The sequence below is a fragment of the Steroidobacter cummioxidans genome, assembly GCF_003104955.1.
In genome coordinates this window covers 99,753-122,556 of the sequence record NZ_LSRW01000041.1, presented here as the reverse complement: position 1 = coordinate 122,556, position 22,804 = coordinate 99,753, and the positions used below count along the sequence as shown (strand labels likewise).

Genomic DNA, 22,804 nt, shown 5'->3' with positions numbered 1-22,804 from the left:
CGTTTGGGTGGGATAGAGAACCTGCGAGCCTCGTGGGTTCGACAAAACGGCAGGACAGCCGTTTTGCACAGCCTTTAGGCTGCCCGAAGGGCGAAGTACATGGATGTACTTCGTGTCATCCCACCCCGCCAGAGGCCCTCATCCTTGAGGGCGTTTCGTTTTGACGGGTCAGTCTCACCGCCGACTTTCGTGTTCATCACGGATCCATGTTCGCTTCGTACGTCACCGCGAACTCGACGAACTTGGACGCGGCAGGCATGTCCTTGGCAACGTAGCGGACCGTGTGCGAGTCGAGTCGCTCGACGATGGGTAGATAGCTCAGCATGTCGGCCTGGCGATAGCTTTTGAAGCGCAGGTCGAAGCGCACCGGTGTTGCGACTGTGTAAGGCTTGAAACTCTTGATGCGGGCAAGTGCGCGCTTCGTCGCTGCGCGAAGCACATCGTTTGCTTCGGCGGGTGTCAGCGTGCGGGCGGAGTGGAAGCCATGCGCCCATTTCACCACCGCGCCTTCGACGTTGCCGAGCGAGCCCTGCAGCTCTTTCACGAGTTGGTCATCGCCGCTGACCATGATGACGGGCACACCGAAGTGGCCAGCGATGGCAGCGCTGATCTCACCTTCACCGACTTGTTTGTCGTTGATGCGCACGTCGGCAAGACGGGCGCTCGAGAGCGTGTGCGCTCGCACGCCGGCTTCGTTGTGGGTGCTGGTGTGATAGCCGAGCAGAATGGCGCCGGCGAACGATTCATCGATGCCTTCCATCATCATCAGCGGCCGCGGCCAGGAGCGCACGACCGATACCTTCTTCGGGAATTTCTCGATCAGCAGGTTCTGACCATTGCCGTGCGAATCGCTCACCACGATCTCGGTGACGCCGGCGGCGAAGGCGGTCTCGATGACCGTGTTCACTTCGGCCGTCATGAACTCGCGGAAGCGTGAGTATTCGAAGCCGCTTGGGCTGAGCTGCTGCTCGCTCACGACGCCGGCGACGCCTTCCATGTCGGCCGAGATGTAGAGCTTGAGGGGCGTCTGTGCCGCCGCCAGGCCAGGGGCGAGCCCGAGCGCCAGCCCGGTGAGCACGGTGTACAGACGAGAGCGATCTTTCATTGCCGAACCTCGATGCAGTTGTTGGTTATTGGCGGCCACATTCCGAGTTTGGGTCAGCATTTATCATGGTGCGGCGCTTGACGGGGTGATTGGTGCAATCGACGACATTTCCGACGAGGGGCAACGCCGCGGGGCTAACGGAAAAATCGGCGCCTGGGGCCCGTATGAGCTTTAATCGCGGCCGGTGACCTCAAGGCTCAGCAAGGTAGGGACCTCGGAGTATCGATGACGCAACCGGCGGACGACGGCATTGCGGGCTCAGCGCTGCGCAAGGTGGCGTGGCGGCTGATTCCATTTCTGGGGATGCTGTACTTCTTTGCGTTCCTGGATCGAGTGAACGTCGGCTTCGCGGCGCTCACCATGAACGCGGATCTGGGCATCTCGGCGGCGGCCTTTGGGATCGGCTCGGGCATCTTCTTCATCGGCTACATCCTGTGCGAGGTGCCGAGCAACGTGATGCTCGAGCGCTTTGGCGCACGCATTTGGATCGCTCGCATCATGATCAGCTGGGGCGTGCTGTCGGGGGCGATGGCGTTCGTGCAGGGGCCGCAGAGCTTCTACCTCGTGCGCTTCCTGCTTGGTATTGCCGAAGCCGGCTTCTTTCCTGGCATCATTTTCTATCTGACCTGCTGGTTCCCCTCGCAGCATCGGGCCCGCATCATCGCTTTGTTCATGATCGCACTGCCGATGTCGAGCGTCATCGGCGCACCGATCTCGACCTCGCTGCTCGGCATCGAGGCGGCCGGACTCAAGGGATGGCAGTGGATGTTTCTATTGGAGGCGGCGCCCACGATCATCCTCGGCATCGCCGTACTCGCGGTGCTCCCGGACCGACCCTCGGATGCCGAATGGTTGAACGAAGATGAGAAACGCTGGCTGCAGAGGGAGCTTGCGCGTGAGCACTCAGGTGCCACTGAGGGTCATGCAAGCAGCTTGCGCGAGGCGCTCACATTGCCGCGCGTATGGCGGCATGGACTCGTGTACTTCTGCATTCTCGTTGGTTTGTATGGGTTCAGTTTCTGGTTGCCCCAGATCATCGCATCGCTGGGACGTCTCACAAATGTGCAGGTCGGTCTCGTCACCATGATTCCATACTCGCTCGCGTGCATCGGGCTGGTGTTGTGGGGCAGGCATTCGGATGCGACAGCGGAGCGCTCGTGGCACGTGGCGCTGCCCATGTTGCTCGGAGCGGCGGCGCTTACGGTCAGTGGCTGGACGAGCGCTCCAATGCTTGCATTTGGGGCGTTGTGTCTCGCCGCGGTGGGTATCTATTCGGGGTTGCCATCGTTCTGGGCATTGGCGAGCCGAGGGTTGCAAGGCGCCGCCGCGGCGGGCGCGATCGCATTGATCAATTCGCTTGGAAACTTCGGCGGCTTCCTCGGGCCGGCCGCGATCGGCCTGGCCAAGACCTACACCGACAGCTACGCCGCAAGCCTGTTGCTCATCGCCGTATTCCTCGCGATCGGTGCGGTGCTCGTTATTTGGGAACGTTCCCGCGAGCAGCGGGCACTGGCGATGGTGAGGCAGACGTAACGAGCATCGGCAGGCGAGAAGTGCCTTGCGGCACGCGGCAGTCGAGTGTTATTTGTTGTCGATCAAGACGACAAGGAGCCTCCTTTGACCGACCGTCGTTCGTTTTTGAGATCCGCTGTATACACTGCTGTCGCTGCCAATCTTCCCGCCGTCGCGTTCTCGCAGAACAAGAAAGCCGAGGAAGACTTGAACGCGCTGATGGATTACGCCTATGAAGAACAGGTGATGGCCAATCCCGAGTCGCGTACCACCTACGGTCTCGACAAAGGAAAGTATGCAACCGCCAAGCGCGAGTTGCTCGATCGCTCGCCTGCGGGTATCGAAAAGGATCACAAGATCGTTCGCGCTGGGTACGCCCGCCTGAAGGCCATCGATCGCAACGCCTTATCTGCGCAATCCAAGGCGGACTACGACTCGTTCGATTACCTGCTCGGCGTGATGGTCCGCTCGTACGACGATTTCAACTACGGCACCTTCAGCTGGCCGGAGCCGTACAGCGTGCACCAGCTCGGCGGCACGTATCGTGGCATTCCGGACTTCCTTCACAACCAGCACACGATCGAGACGCGCGAGGACGCCGAGGCGTACGTGTCTCGCGTCGTCGCGTTCGCCAAGCAGCTGGATAACGAGACAGGGCGGTTGAAATCCGAGTATGCAATGGGCGTGATTCCGCCGAACTTCGCCATCGATCGCACGATCGCATTGATGGACGGCATGCTCGCGCAGAAGCCTTCACAAACGAAGCTCGTGACCTCCATCGACACACGCGCCCGTGCGAAGAACATCGCCGGTGACTGGGGCGCGCAGGTCACGCGAATCGTCGAGCAGCAGGTTCATCCAGCGCTGCGGCGTCAGCGCGAATGCTTCGCCGACATTCGGCCGAAATCAACGAGTGATGCTGGCGTTTGGAAACTGCCGAAAGGCGAGGAGTACTACAACTACGCCCTGCGTTATGCGACCACCACGTCGCTGAGCGCCGAAGAGATCCATCGTGTGGGTCTGGAGCAGATGGCCGAACTCAGTGCCCGTGCGGATCGGATCATGAAGAGTCAGGGCATGACTCGAGGCACGGTGGGCGAGCGCTTCCATGCAATCGCGACCGATCAGCGCTTCATTTATCCGAACACGGACGCGGGCAAGCAGGAGTTGCTCGACTATCTGAATACCGGCATGGTGAAGATCCAGGCCCAGCTGCCGAAGTACTTCGGGCGTATTCCGAAGGCAAAGGTGGAGATTCGCCGTGTGCCGACGGATATCGAGGCGAGCGCGACCGGTGGCTACTATCAGCCGCCTGCGCTCGATGGTTCGCGACCCGGTGCGTATTACATCAATCTGCGAGATACCGCAGAGACGCCGCGGTGGGGCTTGATGACGCTGACGGCGCACGAAGCATCGCCCGGTCATCACCATCAAATCGCACTGGCCCAAGAATCCACCGGGGTCCATCCCATACGGCGCTTGCCCTGGTTCTCGGTATATACCGAAGGTTGGGGCTTGTACGCGGAACAGCTGGCGGACGAGATGGGCGTGTACGAAGGCGATCCGTTCGGTCTGTTGGGTTACATCCAGTCTTATATGTTCCGCGCGGCCCGCCTGGTCGTCGACACGGGGCTGCATCACAAGCGCTGGACGCGAGAGCAGGGCGTCGAGTACATGGTCACCTCGCTCGGCGAGCGACCTTCGTCGATGATCACGGAAGTGGAGCGATATTGTGTGTGGCCCGGTCAGGCGACGAGTTACAAGATGGGTCAGACGCAGTGGCTGAAAGTGCGTGAAGACGCGCGAAAGAAACTCGGCTCACGCTTCGACATTCGCGAGTTCCATGATGTCGCGCTGGCCGCGGGCACGGTGCCGCTGACGGTGCTGGAGCGGCTCGTCAACGATTGGGCGGCGAGCAAGGCTTGAGTTTTGAGTCGGCTGGCTCCTGTTCTGGAGCCAGCCATCTTCCTAGCCCTTGATGCACATCACCTGCTTCAACGTGTGCACGATCTCGACCAGATCGGTCTGGTTGGCCATCACCACGTCGATGTCCTTGTAGGCCGCCGGGATCTCATCGATCACGCCGCCGTCCTTGCGACACTCCACCCCTTCGGTCTGCTTGGCCAGATCGAAACGGTTGAAGCGACGCTTCGCCTCCGTGCGACTCATGCGACGCCCCGCGCCATGCGAGCAGGAGCAGAACGACTCGGGATTGCCCTTGCCGCGCACGATGTACGACTTCGCGCCCATGCTGCCCGGGATGATGCCGAGCTGGCCTTCCTGCGCGCTGATCGCGCCCTTACGAGTGATGAACAGCTTCTCGCCGAAGTGATGTTCCACCGCCACGTAGTTGTGGTGGCAGTTGATCGCCTCGCCATCGGTCTTGAACGGCGGCAGATGCGGCGCCAGTGCATCCAGCACCAGCTTCATCATCATGCTGCGATTCAATAGCGCGTAGTCCTGCGCCCAGTCGACGGCCTCGACGTAGTCGTCGAACAGATCGGAGCCTTCGCTGAAGTAGGCGAGGTCGCGGTCCGGCAGGTTCACCTGATGACGACGCATGTCCTTGCGCGCAGCTTCGATGAAGTAGCGCCCGAACACGTTGCCGATACCGCGCGAGCCGGAATGCAACATCACCCACACGCGCTGTTCCTCATCCAGGCACAGCTCGATGAAGTGATTGCCACCGCCGAGCGAGCCCAGCTGGCACACCCAGGTTTGAGCGAAGCGGCGTTGCATCTTCATCACGCCAGGATGCTTGCCGACGATCTTATCGAGTCGATCATCGAGCACGCGGCCTTGTCGTGCATGCGAGCTGCCACGAACCTTGTCCGAGTCGTGCTGGTTGAAGCCGACGGGCACGCGTGCTTCCACGGCGCTGCGCAGCTTCGCGAGGCTCTCCGGCAGATCCTTTGCGTGCAGCGTCAGACGAACGGCATTCATACCGCAGCCGATATCGACACCCACGGCGGCAGGAATGATGGCCTGCTTGGTCGGGATCACGCTGCCCACGGTGGCGCCGATGCCATGATGCACATCAGGCATGGCGGCGACATGGCCGTGAACGATGGGCAGCTGCGCCACATTGAGCAGCTGCTGGATGGCGTCGTGCTCGATGTCCTGGGTGAAGACCTTCACCGGGACTCGGCCCTTATTCAATGTAATTTGTACTGGCATAACTAATTTCCCTATGAGACCAGCGGCCCAAACAAAAACCCCTGGTCGGTTTCCCGGCCAGGGGTTTGAGCGGAGTCGTAAGCTTCGCACCTGACTTGGGGAGCAGGCGTGCTCCGCAAGTCATCTTGCGGATCAACGCGCGTTGTTCATATTCGTTTCAAGATTTGAGGATGCAAGCATGTCCGACTCCAAGGGATCCAGTGTTTTGCTGGGGGCGCGGATCATACTCGTCATCGGCGTCGTGTCAATATCTATGGAAGATTGCTGACACGAGCAAGCGGCGTTACCTGACGGCCCGAATGATGACCGTTACATAACCGCTATCCGACTGACATCAGATCCCGCTGGGCGCATCCTGAACGCCACTGCAGAAGCGGATGAGCTGGAGGAGCGATGCTGCAAATGTCAGTCAACCGTGACTATGGAGTCGATGCCATCAATCTGATCGCGTTGTCTGCAACGGAACGTTTGCACCGGTGGTTGGGCGGGCGCTGGTCGATGCTGTTCTCGCATCCGGAGGACTTTGCTTCCCACGGCTTCGAGGCGGATCGCTGGATCTCCTGTCTGTGCGAGGATCTCGAGCGGCTGGACCTGCGCGTGATCGGTGCGGGCGGGAGCAATCGTCGCAGCTGGGTGTCGCAAGTCGGCGGGCGATTCATTTCATCGCAAGAGGTGGACGACTTGCTGCCCGGCGATTGGCACGTGAACCCGCACGAGCACTTCGTGACGATATTGGACGGCGCCCTGCGGGCGCGTCGTACGATCGTGTATTCGGCAGGAACGGACCTGCCTTCGCCCATCGATCTGGCGCAGACCGCTGCTGGTCTGCGCTCGCGAAACCTGCCGCGTCAGTTGGCGGGATTTTGTAGACCGTCCAACTCGCCGCGGGCGCGCGCCTCGCGGCCGTAGACGTATTCGAACAGCGGTGATGCCATCAAGGTCGTGACGATGGCCATGAGCACCAGGATGGAAAACAGTGCCGGGCCAATGACGCCGGCCTGCAAGCCGATGTTGATGATGATGAGCTCCATCAGGCCGCGCGCATTCATGAGCGCGCCGATGCCAAGCGCCGTGCTGTTGTCTTGACCGGAGAGGCGCGCCGCCGCCCAGCACGCACCAAACTTCGCAAGGATGGATGCGGCGAGGATCGCAACCCCGATCAGCAGCAGCTCGACGTTGTTGACCATGGCCAGCTGCGTGTTGAGGCCGGAGTAGGTGAAGAACATCGGCAGCAACAGCACGACCGTGAACGGCTCGAGCAGCCGTCGCAGATTGTCGGCCAGGGCACCGCGAGGCATGACAGTGCCAAGCAGGAAGCCGCCGAACACCGCGTGCAAGCCGATGAAGTCGGCGGTATAGGCCGACAGCATGAAGAGCATCAGCACGATCGACAGCAAGGTCGGGCTCAGCGTTTGAGTGAGCGCTTGTTCGCGCTCGGCCATGCGGCCAAGCGGCGCCAGCAGCTTTGGTGCAATCAGCAGCATGAAGGCGGCAAACACGACGCCGCCGACGATGGCCATGATCGCAACACCTGCGCCCGCTCCGAAACTCGCTAGCACGATCGCCAGCACGCACCAGGCGGCCGCGTCATCGATCGCCCCGGCCGACAGCGACAACGTGCCCAGGGATGTGTGACTGAGTCCGCGCTCATGAATGATTCGAGCGAGCATCGGAAACGCCGTGATCGCAATGGCGGCACCCATGAACAACGTGGCATCGAAGCGTGTCGCGTTCTCGGCGAACAAGCCCGGCACGGTCAGCAGCCAGGGCGTGCCGATGATGGCGATCAGGAAGGGGGCTGCCATGCCGGAGATCGAGACCGCTGCGGCCTTGCGAAGATTGTGGCGGAAGTGATCGCTTCGGAAACCGAGCCCGACCAGGAACATGTAAAGGCCCACACCGAGCTGTGCGCCGACGTACAACACGCCCTTGGTCTCAGCGGGAAAGACCGCCTTCTGGATCTCGGGCAGGAACAGCCCGAACAGCGACGGGCCGAGGATGACGCCAGCGATCATCTCGCCGACCACCTGCGGTTGTTTCAGGTAGCGGCGGCCGATCCAGCCGACCACGCGACAGGTCGCCAGGATGACGAACATCTGTAAAAAGAAGGCAATCGACAGCTTTGCGACCGACATGAGAGTCCCGTCATCGTTTTGATGGGCGCCTGAGCCAGACGCGGCGTCCCTGTTCGGTCGGGGTTATATAGAGCGCTGCCGTGGCGCTCAATCGAGGGTCGATTAATTCTCGCTATGGCAGCGCAGGTCAACCGATCTGGCCGGCCAGGAACTGCTCGTGCGTCGGCAAATGCTCGACCATGCCGGCGATGGCGGCCTTCGCCGTGCGTAGGGTCGCTTCGATGTGTGCGTAGTCGATGTTGTCGACGCGGGGCGAGTAGGCGCGCGGGCGAATGCCCATGCCTTCGAACACGGACTGCCAGCTCGATGCACGAAACAGCTCATCCGTGCCGTCGCGCATGGCGCCCTGACTCTTGAACAGCTCGATGCGCTCGCGCAGGGAATCTGGCAAGGGCAGCTGCTGGCACGCCTGCCAGAACGATGAGTCCTCGCGGCTGGTTGCGCTGTAATGAAGCACGATGAAGTCGCGCACTTCCTCGTAGTCAGCCGTCATCCGACGGTTGTACTCGCGCGCCAGGGCTGGATCGCATGCCCGATTGGGGAAGTAGCGCAGGAAGAAATCGATGCCACGCGCCATCAGGTGAATGGCGGTGGCTTCCAGCGGCTCGATGAACCCACCGGCAAGACCAATCGACAGGCAGTTGTGCTTCCAGAACTCGCGACGATGGCCGGTCGTGAAAGGAATGACTCGCGGCTCATCCACGCAGGCGCTGTCCAGATGTCGCAAGAGCGTTGATCTTGCGTCCGCGTCGCTGCAGAACTGGCTGGAATACACATAGCCCTGACCGACGCGCGATTGCAGTGGAATGCGCCACATCCATCCCGACTTCTGCGCGGTGGCGCGGGTATACGGAACGAGCGAGCCGCTGTTTTCCGTTCTGACCGCGACGGCGCGATCGCACAACAAATACTGCGACCAGTCGATCGACTCGACGCCCAGCGCCTTGCCCATCAGCAGTGCGCGCGAGCCGGAGCAGTCGATGAAGAAATCACCGTGGATCGTCGTGCCATCGGCGAGCACGATGTGATCGATGAAGCCATCGTCTCGTCGGCGAACGTCAGTGACGAGGCCCTCGGTGCGCTTGACGCCGCGCTCTTCGCTGTAGCGGCGCAGATATTGGGCGGCCAGGTTCGCATCGACATGAAACGCGTAGTTCGCACCGCCAATCGGGGTATTGCGCGCTCGGGAAGGTGGAAAGAAACGGCCGCTTCCTGCCATGACGTTGCAGGGTGAGAAATCCTGCAGGGCGGAGCTGTCGCCCTGGGTTCGCGCCTTCAGCCAGCATTGGTAGAAGTCGTGCGTGCCGATCGGTTTGCCGATGACGCCGAAGGGATGGAAGTAGGTGTCGGTGCGCTGCTGCCAGCCGACGAATTGAATGCCGAGCTTGTAGGTGGCGTCGGTGGCGCGAATGAACGCCTGCTCATCGATGCCCAAGCGTTGAATCAAGCCGACGAACGGCGGCACGGTGGATTCGCCGACGCCGATCGTGCCGATGTCTTCGGATTCGATCAGCTGGATCTCGCACAGCTCGCGCTTGAGGTGATGACGAAGCATGGCCGCAGCCAGCCAGCCCGACGTGCCGCCTCCCACCACGACGATTTTGGACAACGGTTGCATCCGTCTACCAGTCCCGGTTTTCGATCATGACGCCGGGCGTCGCCGGCTCGCGGGCCGTATTGTAATTCCAATAAGCGGCGCTGCTGGCCTGAATTGCCCTTCGGAGCACGTCGATGGCCTTGTGCCGGGGGTAGCTCACCCGCCAGGCCAGCACCAGCGTGCGCTTGGGCGCCGGTTCTGTAAAAGGCTTCGTCACCAATATATCGGGCGAGTAGAGCGGGGCATGCGCGGCCGCCTGCGGCAGGATGGTCACGCCCAGGCCGGAAGCCACCATGTGGCGCAATGTTTCAAACGTGCTGCCCCTCATCGAACCGCGCAGGTTGGGCTCGGCATCCGTGGGGCGAAGCTGTGGAAATGCCGCCAGCACCTGTTCGCGGAAGCTGTGTCCTTCATCCAGGAGCAACACTTCGGCGGGATCCAGATCGCTTACGTCGATGCTTGCCTTGCTGGCCAGGCGATGCCGAGCCGGCAGCAGCACGTTGAGCGGCTCGTCGAACAGCGGTTGCGTGACGATGTCCGGTTCGCTGAATGGCCCGGTGATCAACAACACATCCAGATCGCCGTTGCGCAGCTTTACCGCCAATGTTTGCTGGGCGGCCTCTTCGACGAACAGCGGCATGCCGGCCGCCATTTCTCGCAGCAACGGAATGAACTGCGGCAGCAGATAGGGCCCGACGGTGGGGAGTGTTCCAAGGGCGAGGGCGCCTTGCAGCTGATTGGCATCGCCGGCCGCGACGTCCTTGATCTCCGCCGTCCGCTCCAGCACGGCACTTGCCATCGCGATGATCCGTGCACCCAGCGGAGTGACCAGGACGCCTTGCTTGGCGCGCTCAAACAAACTCACCCCGAGCTCGTCCTCGAGCTTTTTCACCGCGATGCTCAGGGTCGGCTGACTGACATTGCAGCGCTCGGCCGCGCGGCCAAAGTGCTGTTCCTGCCCCAGGGCGACGATGTAACGCAGTTCGGTGAGCGTCATGGTTGAGGCGAGTGTAGGCGAGCCGCGTGTCTACGGGAATCTCTCTATCCTGCTTCGACTTTGCAGGCGACAAGATCGTGTCCTGCGCGAGGACATTCATAACTCGGCAATGTCAGGACCGACAGCGACATCTTCTTGGACTTCAGGCTAAGGGGCTCTCGTCATGATCAAAGTTGTGTTTGCAGTGCTCATGCTGTGGGCGACAACTGCATCAGCGGATGTCGATGCGCATTTCTCTACCGGCGTGCTGGGAGCAAGATGGGGAACTACCCTGGACCAGGTGCAGGTAATGTACCCCGGAGGCGCCAGCTGGCCGAACGGCGGGGAACGCGGCGGTGAAATTGTGTATTCGGTGCCCGGCGACTTCAGAGTGCTGGCGCTGGATATCCCAGTACCGCTAGTGCATTTCATTTTCTCCAAGGAGAACGCACTCACTCGGGCCGTACTCCACTTCAGATACTCGGATCGTGAAGAGGTGCTTTATGGTACGGCCCTGGTATTGGGTCAGGACTATTCAATCCGCGACGAGGCGAGCGCCAGAGTATTTCAATGGAAGCCTGGGAAGGCTTCATATGTGGGCATTGAAATCGGAAGCGGGCCGCAGTTTCCTTGGGCTTTCCTCGGCGTACGCGCCATCGAGCAGAAGGCGGGTGTTCGAAGATAGAGGTGCCGTACCCTTGGTTTCTGGGGTACTGCCAGGTTGTGGCGTTTGGTGGACTTGCCTGGACCTCCTTGGATCAGGAGGTGGCTCCCCGGGCCTGATTCGAACAGGCGACCAACGGATTAACAGTCCGTCGCTCTACCACTGAGCTACCGGGGAACAGGTGGGTCAAATCGAAGGCCGCGAATTTTGCTAATGCGCCGCGGCCCTGTCAAGGAATCGAAGCGATTTGGGTCGCAACTTTTTGAGTTGACTTTCTTTTCGGTTGTGCCGCGGTGCGTTTGAGTGGGGTGGTCTTTGGCTGACAGAGCCTTACGGAGCCGCCGCACGGGCCGAGCGCCGCGGGGTTGGGCGTTCGCCCAGATCGAAGTCGCCGGGCCGGCGATCATCGGCCAGCCACTTCAGGTAGTAGGCCTGCTTGCGCTCGACGAAGCGCAGCGCGGCCTGAAGCTCGGCGATATGCGCCGCCGTGCGGGCATGGTGCGCTTCGAGCAGTTCCAGTCGTTGGCGAATGGTCTTCTTGCCCTGGGCCGCGAGGCTCGCGTAGCGACGCATATCGCGCACTGTCATCCCGGCGTAACGCAGGCGATCGAGGAACAGCAACCAGCCGATGTGCTGCGTGATGTAGACGCGCCGGCCGCCGGGATCGCGCGTCACGCCCGGCATCAAGCCCTGCTTCTCGTACCAGCGAATCGTGTGCACGCTGCGGCCGGTCTCGCGAGCGAGCCGGCCGATGTGAAAGCGCGCGCGGCTTGGGCTCATGCGCTTTGGGTCCGGACGGGCGGCTGAAGCGCAGAGGTCACCAGTTCGGTGTCGAGATACTCGGTCAGCTCCACCAGTTTGCCGTCACGCATGCGGATGACCATGCAGTAGGTATTGCAGTAGGGCTTGCCGGTCTTGGTCGTCACGTCGCCGCGACTTTCCACCATGACGAACTCGCCATCGGAGAGGATGCGCTTGGGCGTGTTCGTGTATCGGCTACCAAACTGGGTGAACAACGGCACGATCAGTCGCTGCCGCACCTCGGCTTTGCCAACGAAGGTGCCCGACCACGCGGTTGTACCGATCATGTGCCAGGTGAAGTCATCCGCCATGGCATCGGCGAAGGGCTGGCGCTCACCGCGCGATAGCGCCTCCATGATGCCGGTGACGATGGCTCGATTGCTCTCTGTAACGCTCGTCATGGGTCGCCTCCTTAGGTTGCGACCTCGTTCTAACGGCTAGAGCGCGCTCTAGATCAAGCGGCTTGCGCGGCCCGGAGCGTCTTCTCCATGCGCTTGAGCGACTCTTCGAGGTTCTTCATGCTGGTCGCGAACGACAGGCGCATGTGATTGGGCGCGCCGAAGCCGCTGCCTGGCACGACGGCCACGCCGCCATGGACGAGCAGGTGCTCGGCGAACGAGTTGTCGTCCTTCGCACCGACGATCTGCATCGCTTTTTCCACGTGAGCGAACGCGTAGAACGTGCCGGCGCCTTCGAGGCAAGTGACGCCGGGCAGTTTGTTCAAGCCGGCGACGACGAAGTCGTGGCGCTGCTTGAAGGACTTGTTCATCTCGCGCACGCAGTTCTGATCGCCGTTCAGTGCGGTGATCGCCGCCTTCTGCGCGATCGACGAAGGATTCGAGGTGCTCTGGCTCTGAATCGTCGACATGGCGGTGACCAATTCGATCGGACCGCCGCAATAGCCGATGCGCCAGCCCGTCATCGCGTACGCCTTCGACACGCCGTTGGTCGTCACGACGCGGTCGTACAGCTCGGGGCACACCTGCGCGAGGCTGACGAACGGCTCCTTGCCCCAGTAGATGTGCTCGTACATGTCATCGGTGCAGATGATGACCTGCGGATGTTTGACGAGCACATCGCCCAACGCGCGCAGCTCGGCCGCGGAGTACGCAGCGCCGGTCGGATTGCTCGGGCTGTTGAGGATGAATAGACGCGTCTTCGGCGTGATCGCAGCTTCGAGCTGCGCCGCGGTGAGCTTGTAGCCCTGCTCGGGCCCGGCATAGGGCATGACCGGAATGCCATCGGCGAGCAGCACCATGTCCGGATAAGACACCCAGTAGGGCGCCGGCACGACCACTTCATCACCCGGATCGACGACCGCGAGGATCAGATTGAAGATGGTCTGCTTCGCGCCGTTGGAAACCAGGATCTGATTGCGCTTGTACTCGAGCCCGTTCTCGCGCTTGAACTTCGCGATGATCGCGTCTTTCAGCTCGGCGACGCCTTCGACTGGCGTGTAGCGCGTGAAGCCCTTGCGGATGGCCTCGACGCCCGCGTCGGCGATGTGCAGCGGCGTGTCGAAATCCGGCTCGCCGACGCCCAGGCTGATGATGTCCTTGCCTTCGGCCTTCAGCTGCGCGACCCGCCCGGTGAGGGCCACGGTCGGGGAGGGCTTCACACGTTGGACGCGCTTGGAAACTGGTAGACTCACGGCGACACCGAGTGACCTGAAAAAACGGAAAATCCCTGACAACCGTCGGGACGTTTTCGTGCGATTGTAGAGTGATTCGCCCCCCGGCTCTATACGAAAGGCCCGTTCCCGTACTGGAAATGCGCCATTCGAGCCCTACGTCTGCTCATCTCTATGCCAGTTGCACCTCGCTCGCTGCAAACCATGACCGACAAGCCCGCTCAGACCCCGTTTCAGCTGAAGGGCGGCTTCAAGCCCTCGGGCGATCAGCCCACGGCGATCGCCAAGCTGATCGAAGGCATCGAGGCGGGTCTGGCGCACCAGACGCTGCTCGGCGTCACCGGCTCGGGCAAGACCTTCACGATCGCGAACGTGATCCAGCAGATCCAGCGGCCTACCTTGGTGCTGGCGCATAACAAGACGCTCGCGGCGCAGCTGTACGGGGAGTTCAAGGAATTCTTCCCCGACAATGCGGTGGAGTATTTCGTCTCGTATTACGACTACTTCCAGCCCGAAGCGTATGTGCCGTCCTCCGATACGTATATCGAGAAGGATTCGTCCATCAACGAGCACATCGAGCAGATGCGTCTGTCGGCGACCAAGGCAATTTTGGAGCGGCGCGATGCGATCATCGTCGCGACGGTCTCGGCGATCTACGGCCTGGGTGCCCCTGAGACCTATTTGTCGATGGTGTTGCACCTGTCTCGTGGCGAGCACATCGATCAGCGCGCGATCCTGCGTCGCTTGACCGACATGCAATACAAGCGCAACGAGCTCGATCTGACGCAAGGTACCTATCGTGTGCGCGGCGATGTGATCGACATCTTCCCGGCCGAATCCGAGCGCGAGGCGGTGCGCGTCGAATTGTTCGACGATGAGATCGACTCGCTGCAGGTGTTCGATCCGCTGACGGGCGAGATCAAGCGCCAGATCCCGCGCTACACCGTGTTCCCGGGCACGCACTACGTGACGCCGCGTGAGCGCCTGGTGCAGGCGGTGGATCACATTCGCGATGAGCTGCACGATCGACTCATCCACCTGAAGGACGCCGGCAAGCTGCTCGAAGCTCAGCGTTTGGAGCAGCGCACGCGCTTCGATATCGAGATGATCCGCGAGCTCGGCTACTGCAACGGCATCGAAAACTATTCGCGCTTCCTCTCCGGTCGCGAGCCCGGCGAGCCACCGCCATGCTTGTTCGACTATTTGCCGCAGGATGCGCTGCTGGTCGTCGACGAAAGTCACCAAACCATTCCTCAGCTCGGGGCGATGTTCAAGGGCGACCGCTCGCGCAAGGAAACGCTGGTGGAATACGGCTTTCGCTTGCCCTCGGCGCTCGACAATCGACCGCTGCGATTCGAGGAGTGGGAGGGGCTGTCGCCGCAGGCCATCTTCGTCTCGGCGACGCCGGGTCGATATGAGCTCGAGCATTCCGGCGGTGAGGTCGTCGAGCAGTTGGTGCGTCCGACCGGGCTCGTCGATCCAGAAGTCGAAATCCGCCCGGTGCGCACGCAGGTCGACGATGTGTTGTCGGAGATCAAGCTGCGCACCGCCAACGACGAGCGCACGTTGATCACGACGCTGACCAAGCGCATGGCCGAAGATCTCACCGAGTATCTCGATGAGCACGGTGTGAAGGTGCGCTATCTGCACTCGGACATCGACACGGTCGAGCGCATGGAGATCATCCGCGATCTGCGCTTAGGCAAGTTCGACGTGCTGGTCGGCATCAACCTGCTGCGCGAAGGTCTCGACATGCCCGAGGTGTCGCTCGTCGCCATTCTCGATGCGGACAAGGAAGGGTTCCTGCGCTCGGAGAACTCGCTCATTCAGACCATCGGTCGCGCGGCGCGCCATCTGAACGGCAAAGCGATCCTGTACGCCGACAGGATCACTGGCTCGATGAAGAAGGCGCTGGATGAGACCACCCGCCGCCGCAACAAGCAGCTGGAGTACAACGCTGCGCACGGCATTACGCCTCGTGGCATCAAGAAGGCCGTGGCCGACATTCTGGAAGGCGCGTATTCGGAGGCGAATCGCGGCCCGGTGCGCAAGATCGCGGAGACGACGCCCGATTACTCGAACCTCACGCCCGATCAGGTCATGCGCCGGATCAAGAAGCTGGAAGCGGAGATGCTCAAGCACGCGCGCAACTTGGAGTTCGAGGAGGCGGCGAAGCTGCGCGACCAGATCACGAATCTGCGCAAGTCGAGCTTGGGGCTGGCGACTTCGAAGGCGGGCTGAAAAAAATCGACGCGGTGTTGCTTGCCACCATCACAACTCGCCGCTATCCTTCCGGCCCCTTTCGATCCGCCCGGATGCGCGCGTAGCTCAGCGGTAGAGCACTACCTTGACATGGTAGGGGTCACAGGTTCGATCCCTGTCGCGCGCACCAACTTTCTCCCGCTTCTTCAATGACTTGCGACTTCACCCGCACTTCCAGTGCAAGGTCGCCAGCAACCTGCTGATCGCTGCTGCCTCCCCGGCGACTGTGCCGGGTAGAGAGGACCACGCGCGACACGCGCTCCGGGCGCGCGACGGTGCTTTGACGCAAGTCGCTCCGATCATCAGGCGCAGCTGGCCTCACTCCCGTGCCCTGCCGCCTCCCAGAACGTGGTTGAACTCCTCGCGAACCAAGATTTGTTCGTCGCGAAAGGCGGGCTTCGTTGCCGGCGACGTTGCGAATGGCGCTGCCCCCCATTCCAGCGCGTCACTCAACTGCCGCCCGATATAAGCGCTGTGGTTCTGCGGCGTCTGCACGCGGCGACGCTGCCAGCATCGGTCCCAATGACGACCGAACACGAGCGCCGGCACCGAATAGTGTCGCGCTTCTTGGGCGCCGAGGAAGTCGCGTCTGGCTTGCACATGATCCTCACCGAAGAAGATCTGTTGGCAATCGCGAGTCTCGCAGGCGGTGAAGTCTAGCCAATCCCCGGGGGCCAGCTCCGCGCGTCCAGTGAGATACAGCAGTGAGTGTCGATCGCGTACCGTCGCCGCCGCCAGCGTCAAGTGCGCAAAGACCTCAGGGCCAGTAATTTCCATTCTCGGCCAAGGTAAGTGCGCTGTACGAGGCTTCTGCTGTGAGTGGCACCCCATTTTGTTAGCGGCGTTTCGCAGCCAGGCTCGGATCTCCGGACCATCGAAGGTCGCTCCAGGATTGAGCAATGGGATCTCTCGGGCTTTGAGATTGGCGCCGACGAGTAAAAGACGCCAGGCAGGGCACTTCTCGATCAGAGCAGTATGGTTCCCGAAGAGGGACTCGGGCGCCTCGATCTGCAGAGCAAGATCCAGCATTGCACCCATCGTGAGCGGCACCCAATCGGGCAAAGCCCCGGAGAAGAGGTGCTCCTGGGAGTAGCGTCTGCCACTCACGTGATTGATGCAGTGGAGGCAGTAGACGAGCGCCGAGCGATAGGTGACTGGCATGCGCATCCGTGCGCTAAACGTCCATGCGGAGTCGTGTTCACGCATGCTCATCAGTTCACTGATCACGGCGACGCCTTCGAGCACACTTCGAGACGAGAGCAGCATCGGCGATTCGGATCCCGGAACATCGTGGACCTGAATTTTCGGAAGGATGGGCACCGAGCAGGAAGGCTCTTCCAATGCATTGCAGATCTGTGGCGCGATCAACGAGTAATGGTGCTCGCTCATGAAGCAAAACGTTTCCAGGGGGCGGTCCGGGCTGCCGATCTCACAGAACTGATGGCAGGCTGGTGTGGGCTCAGATGCGTGCGAGCCATTCGCAACGCTGATCAGGTCTCCGTATGCGCGCAGCAGGGCCTTCCACTCACAATCCGGCGCGTATCCCACCAGGAACTGATTGAGTGCATCCAGCTCGCGATAGCGCGCGGCCGCCACCCCCACCTTGAGCTTCGGATGCGGTGACAACGCATTAGGAAACATCCGGCCCCGCGAGTCCACGATGGGGACCGTCACCTTTTCGATGAGGCGCGATCGGTGGACTTCCCAAAGTATGCACTGCGCCAACTTCAGCTGAAGATCCAGGATGCTGCGATGAACTTTCGCCAGGTCCGAGCCCAGGAAAGACACCAAATGCGCGCGCTCGTGCGCGATCTGACGCAGGAGCCCGAATCTTTTGGAGTCTCGGCACGCGTGCTTACTATACAGATTGGCTTGCAAGAGCTCCTCGAGCGTGAGGTCGATCTGTAAAGCGAGCGAAACGAGATCCAAATGGACCATTACGACTGTCTGTCACGGTCCTCGGTTCGATTGTCCTGCAATCCCTTCACCAGAATGATGACGAGCGCCGCACCTGCGAGCGTCCGTGTTGGCGGAAGTTCGAGGTACTGCAGTAGATCGGACACGATTCGATCGATCGCCATCCCCGCCACGGTCGCCTCGGACCACGTCCAATGCTGGACATCCTTCAGCCGCCCGATGGCGCGCAGTATCTGTGGAGCGTATGCACGTACCCATGCGGGTGTGAATTCATCGAACCCAAGATGAGTGGTGCTTTCCGGAAACCGACCGTGGATTGCTCCGGTGAGCCCTGAGTCCTGCTGTATGAGGGACACGAGCGTCTGCCACGGCATCGACATCAGTTCGGCCGTCTGAAACATACTGGTTTGCAAACCTTGGGCGTTGAACGAGACGTCGGCTCGTTGGGTCGGCAGATCTCACATCGTATCGCTGTGAGCGCGGTTGAGTCCTGAGCGATCGATGTCACACATCGGGTGTCGAGTCGAATCTGGGTGTGGTGTTGTTAATGCATTTTTTGACATCTGTGGTGCACGCGGTCGAATGTCTGCGGAGAGCCATCCCTGGCCATGCACGTGATCCCTCAGCCCCTATGCCAGATTTCGCGAGCATTCGGGGACAAAAAAATTTCCGAAGACTACCTCAATGACGTGCTCTTGCCTTACCACTAGGCGATTCATCGTGGCGGCCCGGTCTATCGACGGAAGACAGCGCTAGTCGAGGGTATCAATGGTCGATGGATCCAACACGACGAGAACAAGATTTTCGCGCCCGGAGCTGGCCAGGCTCGCCCGAGAGCAATATTGGACGGCTCTTTACGCGCACATTTCTCATCGGGTCGAGAGTCGGCACGATGTGGAGGACCTCAGACAGTCCACCGTGGTGAGAGTTCTCGAAGGAAATAGCGAAATTGTGATCACTGACAATCCACGGCGTTTTCTGTTGAACGTGGCGAATGGCGAAATCGTGGACTTCTATAAACGGCGCGCCAAGGATCGAACCCACATCGTGTTGACCGACGACATCGAGCAGTTGATGGATGACACGGAGGTTGCCAACAGTGAACTATGGCCCGCCGAGGACATAGCAGAGCGCCATCAGCACTCGGACAGCTTGCGACGTACCGAAATCGCGATGAGCCGATTACCGCCACTATTCTCCGTTCCGCTGCTGCTGTTTGCGCACGAAGGACTGAGTTACGCAGCTATTGGCGCGGCGCTGAAGATATCCGAGGAAGGCGTCAAGAAGCGCATACAGCGCGCTCGAGCTCTATTGAGGAGTTACTTGTTCTCGGAGGAACGTTGATGACTACGGATGAGTCCAAGCTGTGTACCGGGTCGGCGGCCGAGCAGGCGGCTTACTGGTTCCGAGTCTTGGAGGACCAGCAGACCCCGCAGCGCCTTGCCGCGTTCACACGGTGGATTGAAGCGTCGCCTCGCAACATCAAGGAGTTTTGCCTCGCGCAAGAGGTCGACAATTGTCTTCAGGAGTTTCTCGGGACGTGCGCCATCGATATCGATCAGTTGATGGAGCAAGCCAGGCAGGACGAACGAGCGAAGCGCCGACGCATCTGGGGGGCGAGCTTTGCCGCGAGTATCGTGTTGCTGAGTGTTGCGTCACTCGCACTCATCGACCGGCAGCGCGTCGAGACAACCTATACGGCTACGTATGAGCCGAGATTCATCAAACTCGATGACAAATCTGAAGTCGATCTCAATGCTCAGTCTGTCATGCGGGTCGCATTCTCTCGGGGGAGTCGTGACGTCTACCTGGAGGAGGGCGAGGGCATCTTTGACGTCCGCCATGATCCGCGCCGGCCGTTTCGAGTGCATGCGCGGAAGATGATTTTCGAAGCGCTCGGCACACAGTTCGATGTGCGTATGGAGCAGGATCAGACCGTCATGAGCGTCATCAACGGCGTCGTGCAGGCAAAGCCACGCTTCGTCTTGGTAAAAGCGCTCAGCGATCCAGCGGGCTTCAAGTCGATACCCAAGGTCACCGCCGGTTTCTCGCTCGTACTGGACCAAAGCGGCCGGGCTGCGCCGCTGAAGCGCTTCGATGTAGCAGCCGCGACCGAGTGGCGTCCGCGCTTGGTGTTCAACTATCAGTCGCTTGCCGCGATCGCGGAGGAGTTCAATCGACACAACATGGCGATGAAATTGAGAATTGAAGGCCAGACACTGCGCGAGCGTCGCTTCTCGATCTCCTTCAGAGATAGCGACCCACAGTCATTGATCAACTATCTGGCCCGCGATGAAAGCCTGGAGTTCGTCTACGACGCCAATGAAATCATCATCCGCGAGCGCAATCAGTAAGCAAATCGCCAGATCATGGCTGGCCTTCGTTGCGCTGGGGGTGCTGTTGGCGGCGGCCTCGCCGGCGGCTTCGGATGCGTTACTGAAGAGATCATTCTACTTGCCGTCCCAGCCTCTCGCGGAGGCGATCGCTGCATGGGCGGTGCAGTCCGGATTGCAATACGTATGGGCGATCGAGCCCATGACACTGGGGCGAGCCCCCGAAGTGATCGGGGAATTCACACCCACGGAGGCGTTGGGGCGCGTGTTGGAGGGGTCGAGGTTGACGTACTCGTTCGTGGATGCGCGGACAGTGGCGATCGAATCGAAGAGCGAGCGGAAGCGTCCGAAGTCCTCGCGTGAAGGGCCTCTCAGAAGACCGCTGCTGGTTGGAAGGGGAAACGGCAAGAATGAGTTCGTGGAACGGATTACCGTGACGGGAACGCACATCCGGGGTGCGTCTCCAATAGGCCCGAGCCCGAGGACAATGGATGAGGTTGAAATCCGCCAAAGCGGATACACGACGACCGAGCAGATCCTGCAGGCACTTCCGCAGCTTGCGCGAGGCGCGGGCGGGGAGTCCGCGGATGTCAGAATGAGCGGGGCCGCCGGCGCGTCCAACAACATCACGTTTGGTACCGGCGCCAACGTGCGAGGATTAGGGGCTCGGGCGACGTTGACGCTGGTCAATGGCCATCGCGTGGCACCCTCTGGCAAAGGCGCCATCACCGATATGTCACTCATCCCCCTCGATACGATCGAGCGCGTCGAGGTGTTCGCCGATGGCGCCTCGGCACTATATGGGGCCGATGCGATCGCGGGCGTCGTGAATTTCATTTTGAAACAGGATTTCAAGGGGAGCGAGTCCCATCTGCGATACGGATTCACTGCACCCTCGGGACGAGCGGAGCTGAGTGGCTCGCATACGTTCGGCACAAAATGGGAGCGTGGTAGCCTCCTGGCCATCGCGAGCTATCTGAATCAATCCCGACTGAGTGCCGATGAGCGCTCGCGCACGAGTAACGTGACATCACCAGAGACGATTTATCCAAGCAATGAACATCTGGCGCTTCATCTTGCGGGCCGACACCAGGTTGAAGAGTCGGTGACGATCAAGGCCGACATCCAGCAGGCGCATGTAGAGCGGTTTGCGGTGGGTTCCTTGATGCCGGGACGCTTGGAGTTTCCGTTGCGGATCGACCGGACGGATGCTTCCGCGGGTGTTCACTACGAGGGCATTCAGGGGTGGGACATTGCGCTCAATGGGCATCTGAGCCGCGAGGACACCGACTTCAGCTTCTTCTACTTTCCGCCCGGGGCGTCAACAGAAGATATCGGCCGGTCTGAAGTGCAGCACTTGAGGCAAGCCCAGTGGAGCACGGGCGCCTCTGCGACCGGAACCGTGGGAAGCTTGCCTGCAGGCGCGATTCGGCTCGCGTTGGGAGCCGAGCATCGTTCGGAATCCTACATCCGTGCGTTACGGAAGCCGTTAGCTGCACGTCAAGATGTGGCGCGCTCTGTCGATTCCGCGTATCTGGACCTGCGTCTGCCGTTGATCGGCACGACCAACCGGATTGGCGGCGGCGACGTCAGTGTGTCATTGGCGGGCCGGTATGACGCGTATTCGGACGTTGGCTCCAACTTCAATCCCAAATTTGGGGTGTCATGGATGCCGACCTCGGGGCTTGAAGTCCGCGGGTCGTACAGTCATTCGTTTCGACCCCCGACAACCGGTTTCGAGCTCATGAGCACCGCTCGGGACACAGATGCATTGGTCTCGATCTACTCGTTCAAGAGCGTTGACGGACGAGAGAATGTCCCGGTCGCCTTCCTGACCGGCCCGAGGGCGCTTCGACCAGAGAGGGCGCGTCACTGGACCGCCGGCATGACGCTTCGTCCCGTAAGCATGCAAGGGTGGAGGTTCGATGCCACGTACTATGCAATCGCATATACCAAACGCATCGTGAGACCTCCCTTGGATGCGAATGCGCTGTCAAATCCAGACTTGCAGAGTTTCATCAAACGATACGCCAGCGCGGCCGAACTGCAGACGTCACTAACTCGCGAAACCGGTGGACGGCTGGTGTACGTCGATAAAACCGGACCCGGGCCCAAGTTCGAGGGCGGGGCATTCGGGCTGAATCCGCAGGATCTTGCCCAATACCTATTCGACGCCCGACTGGCGAATAGCGCGGTCGTTCACACCAGTGGCATCGATATTGGCGTGCACTATTTCAAAGAAGTGGGGGCGGGCGAGATCGACCTGATGCTGGAGGCCAACTACATCCACGCATTGAAAATGGTCCTCGCACCCGGCGCCCGATCGATGGACTTGGTCGGAACCACAGGAAATCCCGCAGGGCCGAAGCTGAGAGCCAGCGGCGCGTACAATGGCGAGCGCTGGAGTGCCGTGCTTGCGATGAACTTCATCGATGAGTACACCAACACCTACGCAGGGGTGGACTCACGCGTGGATCCATATGCCACGGTCGATGCACAAATAAGCTATACGTTTGCCAAGGCTGGGGGGCGAGCGGTCGATGACGTGACGGTGAGCCTGTCGATCACGAATCTTTTCAACGAGCCGCCGCCCTATCTTGCTGGCTCTACCGCGACGCGCGGTGCCAACTACGACACCGCGAATGCAGATGCACTTGGTCGGCTGATTGCCATCGACGTCGTCAAACGCTGGTAA

The 22,804-nt window shown here is 60.8% G+C and carries 18 protein-coding genes and 2 tRNA genes; 9 read left to right on the top strand and 11 right to left on the bottom strand.

The genetic code is table 11. From position 1 onward, the window contains the following. Positions 1-196 precede the first annotated feature (196 nt). Complete coding sequence (locus D0550_RS19990; RefSeq protein ID WP_161965943.1) at positions 197-1,105, bottom strand: M55 family metallopeptidase; 909 nt, start codon at positions 1,103-1,105, stop codon at positions 197-199. Positions 1,106-1,330: 225 nt separating this feature from the next. Here D0550_RS19990 and D0550_RS19985 point away from each other — a divergent pair, with 225 nt between their 5' ends. Both D0550_RS19985 and D0550_RS19980 read left to right on the top strand, forming a co-directional pair. After that, on the top strand, positions 1,331-2,638 hold the full coding sequence (locus D0550_RS19985) for an MFS transporter (protein WP_116810949.1): 1,308 nt from the start codon (positions 1,331-1,333) through the stop codon (positions 2,636-2,638). An 84-nt stretch (positions 2,639-2,722) separates the two neighbouring features. After that, complete coding sequence (locus tag D0550_RS19980; protein ID WP_116810988.1) at positions 2,723-4,543, top strand: DUF885 domain-containing protein; 1,821 nt, start codon at positions 2,723-2,725, stop codon at positions 4,541-4,543. Positions 4,544-4,585: 42 nt separating this feature from the next. On the opposite strand, the gene D0550_RS19975 is transcribed toward D0550_RS19980, so the two are convergent. Continuing rightward, positions 4,586-5,794 carry an RtcB family protein gene (locus D0550_RS19975; RefSeq protein WP_116810948.1) on the bottom strand — a complete coding sequence of 403 codons (1,209 nt, stop codon included), beginning with the start codon at positions 5,792-5,794 and terminating at the stop codon, positions 4,586-4,588. Positions 5,795-6,196: 402 nt separating this feature from the next. On the opposite strand from D0550_RS19975, the gene D0550_RS19970 reads away from it, so the two are divergent. Next, positions 6,197-6,703 carry a hypothetical protein gene (locus D0550_RS19970; protein WP_153067240.1) on the top strand — a complete coding sequence of 169 codons (507 nt, stop codon included), beginning with the start codon at positions 6,197-6,199 and terminating at the stop codon, positions 6,701-6,703. Here D0550_RS19970 and D0550_RS19965 read toward each other — a convergent pair. The 3 genes from D0550_RS19965 to D0550_RS19955 form a co-directional block, all read right to left on the bottom strand. Then, positions 6,643-7,929, bottom strand: coding sequence for a cation:proton antiporter (locus tag D0550_RS19965; protein ID WP_116810946.1), 1,287 nt, complete (start codon positions 7,927-7,929; stop codon positions 6,643-6,645). The two genes, D0550_RS19970 and D0550_RS19965, sit on opposite strands and share 61 nt — an antisense overlap. 127 nt (positions 7,930-8,056) lie before the next feature. Next, positions 8,057-9,547: a tryptophan halogenase family protein gene (locus D0550_RS19960; RefSeq protein WP_116810945.1), complete on the bottom strand. Its 1,491-nt coding sequence runs from the start codon at positions 9,545-9,547 to the stop codon at positions 8,057-8,059. A 4-nt stretch (positions 9,548-9,551) separates the two neighbouring features. Continuing rightward, positions 9,552-10,523, bottom strand: a complete 972-nt coding sequence (locus D0550_RS19955) for a hydrogen peroxide-inducible genes activator (RefSeq protein WP_116810944.1) — start codon at positions 10,521-10,523, stop codon at positions 9,552-9,554. A gap of 163 nt (positions 10,524-10,686) precedes the next feature. On the opposite strand from D0550_RS19955, the gene D0550_RS19950 reads away from it, so the two are divergent. Further along, positions 10,687-11,187 (top strand): hypothetical protein, encoded by a 501-nt coding sequence (locus D0550_RS19950; RefSeq protein ID WP_116810943.1) that lies wholly within the window; start codon positions 10,687-10,689, stop codon positions 11,185-11,187. Between the two features lie 81 nt (positions 11,188-11,268). Here the strand turns inward: D0550_RS19950 and D0550_RS19945 are convergent. The 4 genes from D0550_RS19945 to D0550_RS19930 form a co-directional block, all read right to left on the bottom strand. After that, a tRNA-Asn gene (locus D0550_RS19945) sits at positions 11,269-11,343 on the bottom strand. 153 nt (positions 11,344-11,496) lie between these two features. After that, a complete protein-coding gene (locus tag D0550_RS19940) occupies positions 11,497-11,946 on the bottom strand; it encodes a MerR family transcriptional regulator (protein ID WP_116810942.1) in 450 nt (149 codons plus the stop codon). Beyond that, positions 11,943-12,368 (bottom strand): nuclear transport factor 2 family protein, encoded by a 426-nt coding sequence (locus D0550_RS19935; protein WP_116810941.1) that lies wholly within the window; start codon positions 12,366-12,368, stop codon positions 11,943-11,945. The genes D0550_RS19940 and D0550_RS19935 overlap by 4 nt, the downstream gene beginning before the upstream one ends. Positions 12,369-12,421: 53 nt before the next feature. Further along, on the bottom strand, positions 12,422-13,618 hold the full coding sequence (locus D0550_RS19930) for a pyridoxal phosphate-dependent aminotransferase (RefSeq protein WP_116810940.1): 1,197 nt from the start codon (positions 13,616-13,618) through the stop codon (positions 12,422-12,424). Positions 13,619-13,801: 183 nt separating this feature from the next. Between D0550_RS19930 and uvrB the strand changes: the two genes are divergently transcribed. Continuing rightward, positions 13,802-15,838 carry an excinuclease ABC subunit UvrB gene (uvrB, locus tag D0550_RS19925; protein WP_116810987.1) on the top strand — a complete coding sequence of 679 codons (2,037 nt, stop codon included), beginning with the start codon at positions 13,802-13,804 and terminating at the stop codon, positions 15,836-15,838. A gap of 76 nt (positions 15,839-15,914) precedes the next feature. Continuing rightward, positions 15,915-15,989 (top strand) — tRNA-Val (locus D0550_RS19920). 188 nt (positions 15,990-16,177) lie between these two features. On the opposite strand, the gene D0550_RS19915 is transcribed toward D0550_RS19920, so the two are convergent. Together D0550_RS19915 and D0550_RS19910 are read right to left on the bottom strand one after the other, a co-directional pair. Continuing rightward, positions 16,178-17,737, bottom strand: a complete 1,560-nt coding sequence (locus tag D0550_RS19915; RefSeq protein WP_153067239.1) for a hypothetical protein — start codon at positions 17,735-17,737, stop codon at positions 16,178-16,180. 59 nt (positions 17,738-17,796) lie between these two features. Then, positions 17,797-18,177 carry a hypothetical protein gene (locus D0550_RS19910; RefSeq protein ID WP_116810938.1) on the bottom strand — a complete coding sequence of 127 codons (381 nt, stop codon included), beginning with the start codon at positions 18,175-18,177 and terminating at the stop codon, positions 17,797-17,799. Between the two features lie 367 nt (positions 18,178-18,544). Here D0550_RS19910 and D0550_RS19905 point away from each other — a divergent pair, with 367 nt between their 5' ends. From D0550_RS19905 to D0550_RS19895, 3 genes are read left to right on the top strand one after another with little or no spacing between them, the layout of a single operon-like run. Continuing rightward, positions 18,545-19,120 carry an RNA polymerase sigma factor gene (locus D0550_RS19905; RefSeq protein ID WP_116810937.1) on the top strand — a complete coding sequence of 192 codons (576 nt, stop codon included), beginning with the start codon at positions 18,545-18,547 and terminating at the stop codon, positions 19,118-19,120. Next, positions 19,120-20,130: a FecR family protein gene (locus D0550_RS19900; RefSeq protein ID WP_116810936.1), complete on the top strand. Its 1,011-nt coding sequence runs from the start codon at positions 19,120-19,122 to the stop codon at positions 20,128-20,130. The genes D0550_RS19905 and D0550_RS19900 overlap by 1 nt, the downstream gene beginning before the upstream one ends. After that, positions 20,069-22,804: a TonB-dependent receptor gene (locus D0550_RS19895; RefSeq protein WP_116810935.1), complete on the top strand. Its 2,736-nt coding sequence runs from the start codon at positions 20,069-20,071 to the stop codon at positions 22,802-22,804. Before D0550_RS19900 ends, D0550_RS19895 begins: the two co-directional genes overlap by 62 nt.